This is a genomic window from Mycobacterium parascrofulaceum ATCC BAA-614, from assembly GCF_000164135.1.
Taxonomy (GTDB): domain Bacteria; phylum Actinomycetota; class Actinomycetes; order Mycobacteriales; family Mycobacteriaceae; genus Mycobacterium; species Mycobacterium parascrofulaceum.
The window spans coordinates 1163908-1168457 of record NZ_GG770553.1 but is presented as its reverse complement, the minus strand read 5'-3'; the positions used below and the strand labels follow the sequence as shown (position 1 = coordinate 1168457).

The following is a 4550-nucleotide window of genomic DNA, read 5'->3' as shown; positions in this document are numbered from 1 at the left end:
GGTGCGGGCGCCTCCGGTGCCGGGGCCTTGGCCGGCGCGGGAGCCGCCGGCGCCGGCCGGGTGGGTGCGACGACGACGTTCTGGTTCGGGCTGGGCCGGACGTTGGCCGTCGGGCGGATGGCGATCGCCAACGACACGACCAGCGCCACCACTCCGATGACGAAGACGCTCGCCACGATGCCTCCCACCATCCGGAAGGACCTGCGCTCCGGGTAGCCGGCGTCGACGAGCGCGGTGGCTCCGGTGTATGCGCCGGTGTAGAGGTCGTCCGCGTCGTCGGGCACGGCGCTGTAGGCGAGCCCCTCCTCGCCCGCGCCGGCCGGGACGTCGAAGTAGCCGGGCGCCACCGCGAACGGGTTGATGGCGCCGGTGCCCGGGTCTTGGGCGTAGGCCAGCGCGGCGGTGGACGACGAGAACAACGGGGCGTGCGCGGAGGCCAGCGCCGCGCCCCGGGCGAGCGCCGTTTCGGGCTCCTCGGGCGCCGACAGCGGCAGCGACGTGGCCGCCTCCAGCGCGGGCTTGATCAGGGGGAGGTCGATGCCGGAGCCGACGACGAACACCCCGTCAGGGCGCGCCTCGAGCGTTTCCGCGTGCGAGACCATGGTGGCCAGCTGGGCGACCGCGGCCTCGTCATCGGCCGGGAGTGGCTGGCGATGGACTTCGGCGATCGACCCGTCGGCGCTGTTGACGACGGCCAGGGTCGCGGTGTCGGGCTCGATGTACAGCAGCGCCGTCTGGGCGTAATTGGTCTGGCTGCCGACGGCTTGCGCGAGGGCGGCCGCGGCCAGGAAGGCCGAGACCAACATCACATTCTCGAGCTTGTGGGCGGCCAGCGCATCGCGCAGGGCCGCGGCCTCGATCGGGTCCGTGAACGTGACGCCCGTCGAGGCCAATTGGTAGCCCCCCTCGGCCGCGCCCTGGCGCGTACCCAGGATCGCGGACACTACCTGGTTGGCCGCGCTGAGCGTTGCCGCGTCGTCTTCGGGCGGAACGTCGAAGTTGTCTTCGTCGACGGTGGCGCCTTCGCCGTTTTGGCCTTCGACCAGCACCATGCGGACTGCCGTCGGCGCCATTGACACCCCAAGTACGGTGTCCAAAGCTCCTCCATAGTTCGATTGCTCGTCCATGATGAGGACGTGTCCGCCGCACCCCGCGAAAACGCCAGAGGTCACTAAATCCCCACCGAGTGTTCCCCTAGGGCACGATTTTACGCGCGCTCGCGACCTCTTTTCCGGGGCGGGACGCGCTAGGGGATCGGGATGCCATGCTCGCCGAGGTGTCGCTGCAGCCAATCGTCCCACTGGTCGCCATGCGATGGGCCGGGCGCCGGCCGCGGAGATGGTGACGCTGAGGCGGGGGGCGGCGGCTGGTTGGCAGGCGGCGGCTGGTTGGCAGGCGGCGGCACCGGGGCCGGGGGCGGCGGCCGGTTGGCGGGGGGCGCCGGCTCGTTGGCGGGGGCGACGACGTTGTGGGTGATGTCGGGTCGCTGGTGCGCGTGCGGCCGGATGTCGACGGCCAGCGCCAGGGCCAGGGCCACGACACCGCCGACGAACACCAACGTCGCGGCAACCACGGCCAGCACCGATTTCCGGCTGCGCTGCTCGTCCGCGCGGGCGACGGACTCGCGGTGGGCTCCCGTCGTCCGGGTCGCACCGCCGTCCGCCTCGGCGCTGTAGGCCAGCTCCCGCCCGTCGGCCGAGGGGTCCCCGGCGAGGGGCATCGCGATGGTCGACGGCGCCCCCAGCCGCGCGTTGGCCGCCGCCAGCGACGCGCCCCGCGCCAGGGCCATCTCGGGCTCCTCGGGCGTGGTCACCGACAGGGAGGTCGCCGCCTCCAGCGCCGGCTTGATGAACGGGATGTCGACGTCGGAGCCCACGAGGAAGAGCCCGTCCGGCCGCGCCCTCATCGATTCGGCGCCCGAGACCATCGCGGTGAGCTTCGCCAGCGCCGCCTCGTCGCTACTGGGCAGCGGATGCCGACGCACATCGGCCACCGACCCGTCGGCGGTGTCGACCACGGCCATCGTCGCGGTGGTCGGCTCGACCAGCAGCAGCGCAGTGCGCGCGCAATTGGTCGCGCTGCCGGCCGCCTGAGCCAGCGCCGCGGCGGCCATCACCGCCGAAACCAGCATGACGTTCTCAATGTTGCGTGCCGCCAACGCATTCCGCAGCGCGGCCGCCTCGGCCGCGTCGGTCCAGGTCACTCCGCTCGATTTCAACCGGTAGCCGCCCTGGGCGGCGCTCTCCCGGGTGCCGACGATCGCGGCGACGACCCGGTCGGCCGCCGCGGCCGCCGTCGGCTGATTCGTGAGGTCGAAGCCGTCCTGATCGACGGTCACCCCGCTGGCGGCTTCGCCTTCGACCAGCACCATGCGGACCGCCTCGGGCGCCATAGACACGCCAAGTACGACGTCCATCGCTCCTCCAAAGTCGCCCAAATCGATTGCTGTGCCATGCGAGAACACCTGCGTTGCCATTACGGGGCTTCGTCACGTCGAGAATTGGCCGGATGACTTCGCAGCGAGCCCGGCCGCGCCCACACCCCAGTCCGCCACCCTAGCGCGCGAAAATGGGTAGGCCCCGGGCCGCGACACGCTACCTGTGGCCAAAACCACCAAATCCGTGGCCACCGCCAAAGCCGTGACCGCCACCGAAGCCGCCGAAGCCGTGACCGCCCCCGAACCCGTGGCCACCGCCGAAGCCCCCGAAGCCGTGACCGAAGCCGCCCCGGCCGCCACCGAACGGGCCACCACGGAAGGGCCCGTGACCGCCACCGAACGGGCCGCCGCGGAAGGGCCCGTGGCCGCCGCCGAAGGGGCCCCGAAAGGCCGGCGCCGGAGCGCGTGGGCGCATCACCGGGACGCGGGGCGGCGGGACGAACACCGGTGGGGCAAGCACGGGAACCGGGACGGGCCTCGGCGGCGCCGCGGGCACCGGCGCCGGCGCGTTCATGGGACGCGGCACGGCCACCGGCCTGGGCGGCTGGATCTTCGGCTGCGCCTGGACGGGCGGAGCCGGCTTGGGTTGCGCTGGGACGATGACGTTCTCGTTCGGACTGGGCCGCAGCGCGACCGTCGGGCGGATGTTGATCGCCAGCGCGATCTCGAGCGCCACCACCACGGTGATGAAGACGACCGCCAACGCGCTTCCGACGAGCAGCAGGGACTTGTGCCGCTGAGCGCGTGGGTCCAGGCCGACGGCGGTCTGCGCTTCCCCGTCCCCGTCCGGCACGGCGCTGTAGGCGACGTTCGGCTTGCCATCCCGTGCGGCGGCGGAAAGGTCTGGGACGCTGCGGTATTCGGGCAGGTACGCGGGCAGCAGCCCCGGGGATTGCCCGGCGAGCGCCAACGGGTCGACCTCGCCGGTCGCGGGGTCCAGCGCGTAGGCCAGCGCGACCGTCGACGACGCGAACAACGGCGCATTGGCCGACGCCAGCGCCGCACCCCGCGCCAGGGACATCTCCGGCTCGTCGGGCACCGACAGCTGCAGGGAGGTTGCGGCCTCCAGCGCCGGTTTGATCAACGGGATGTCGACGCCCGAACCGATGACCACCACGCCCTCCGGACGGCCTTCGAGCGTGTCGGCGCCGGACACCATGTCGACGAGCTCGGCCACGGCCTCGTCCTCGTCGTCGGCGAGTACCCGGCGGTGCACCTCAGAGATCGATCCGTCGGCGCTGTTGACCACGGCCAGAGTCGCGGTGTACGGCTCGACGAAGAGCAGCGCCGCGCGGGCGTAACCGGTGGCGTCACCGACCGCCTGGGTCAGGGCGGCCGCGGCCATGAAGGCCGACACCAGCATCACGTTTTCCAGCTTGTGCGCGATCAGCGCGTCGCGCAGCATCGCGGCCTCGACGTGATCGGTCCAGGTGACCCCGGTGGACAGCAGCTGGTAGCCGCCCTCGCCGGCGCCTTCGCGGGTGCCGAGAATGGCCGAGATCACCTGATCGGGTGCGGTCGATGGCCCGCCAGACCGGTAAGCGGCGGCGGCGACGTCGAATTGGTCCTGGTCGACGGTGGCCCCGTCGGCGCATTCCCCTTCGACCAGCACCATGCGCACCTTCGTCGGCGCCATCGAGACGCCAAGCACGATGCCCACCACCGGTAAAGCTCCCCCTGTACTTCGCTGTACCCCAGCGTTCACCGCGGAAGTCGTGGCCCAGCAGCGAGCGCGCCGTCATCCCGGGATTAGCGCTGGGTTTATGCAATTCTGGCAACGCGGGCGGCGAATTGTGAGCCGGCCCAATGCCTCAACTTTACCCGCGATAACCCGCGCGTCGGCCGGCCCTGCAAAGCTCGGCGGCGGTCGATCATCGGCCTATTTGTGCCCGGCGGGGCTATTTGTGTCCGCCGCCAAAGCCGCCACCGCTGTGGCCGCCACCAAAGCCGCCTCCGCCGCCAAAGCCGCCACCGCTATGGCCGCCACCGAACCCGCCGAAGCCGCCACCGCTGTGGCCGCCACCGAACCCGCCGAAGCCGCCGGGCGCGCCACCGCTGTGGCCGCCGCCGAAGCCGCCGGGTGCGCCGCCGCTGTGGCCGCCACCGAAGCCGC

4 protein-coding genes are annotated in these 4550 nt (G+C 72.2%); 1 reads left to right on the top strand and 3 read right to left on the bottom strand.

Going from position 1 to position 4550, the window contains the following annotated elements; all coding sequences use genetic code 11:
• The 3 genes from HMPREF0591_RS05475 to HMPREF0591_RS05465 all read right to left on the bottom strand — a co-directional run.
• On the bottom strand, positions 1–1097 hold a 1097-nt coding region (locus tag HMPREF0591_RS05475), incomplete at its 3' end, for a DUF7159 family protein (protein WP_425270128.1).
• Between the two features lie 149 nt (positions 1098–1246).
• Positions 1247–2416: a DUF7159 family protein gene (locus HMPREF0591_RS05470; RefSeq protein WP_040621181.1), complete on the bottom strand. Its 1170-nt coding sequence runs from the start codon at positions 2414–2416 to the stop codon at positions 1247–1249.
• Between the two features lie 178 nt (positions 2417–2594).
• The gene (locus HMPREF0591_RS05465) at positions 2595–4100 is read right to left on the bottom strand and encodes a DUF7159 family protein (RefSeq protein WP_007167441.1); all 1506 of its coding nucleotides are present in this window, start codon (positions 4098–4100) and stop codon (positions 2595–2597) included.
• Between the two features lie 241 nt (positions 4101–4341).
• Here HMPREF0591_RS05465 and HMPREF0591_RS32960 point away from each other — a divergent pair.
• A partial coding sequence (locus HMPREF0591_RS32960) for a hypothetical protein (RefSeq protein ID WP_040621180.1) occupies positions 4342–4550 on the top strand: 209 nt, incomplete at its 3' end.

Coding starts and splice junctions, on each gene's coding strand:
- HMPREF0591_RS05470 (WP_040621181.1), bottom strand. CDS start 2,416: ATGGACGTCGTACTTGGCGTGTCTATGGCGCCCGAGGCGGTCCGCATG.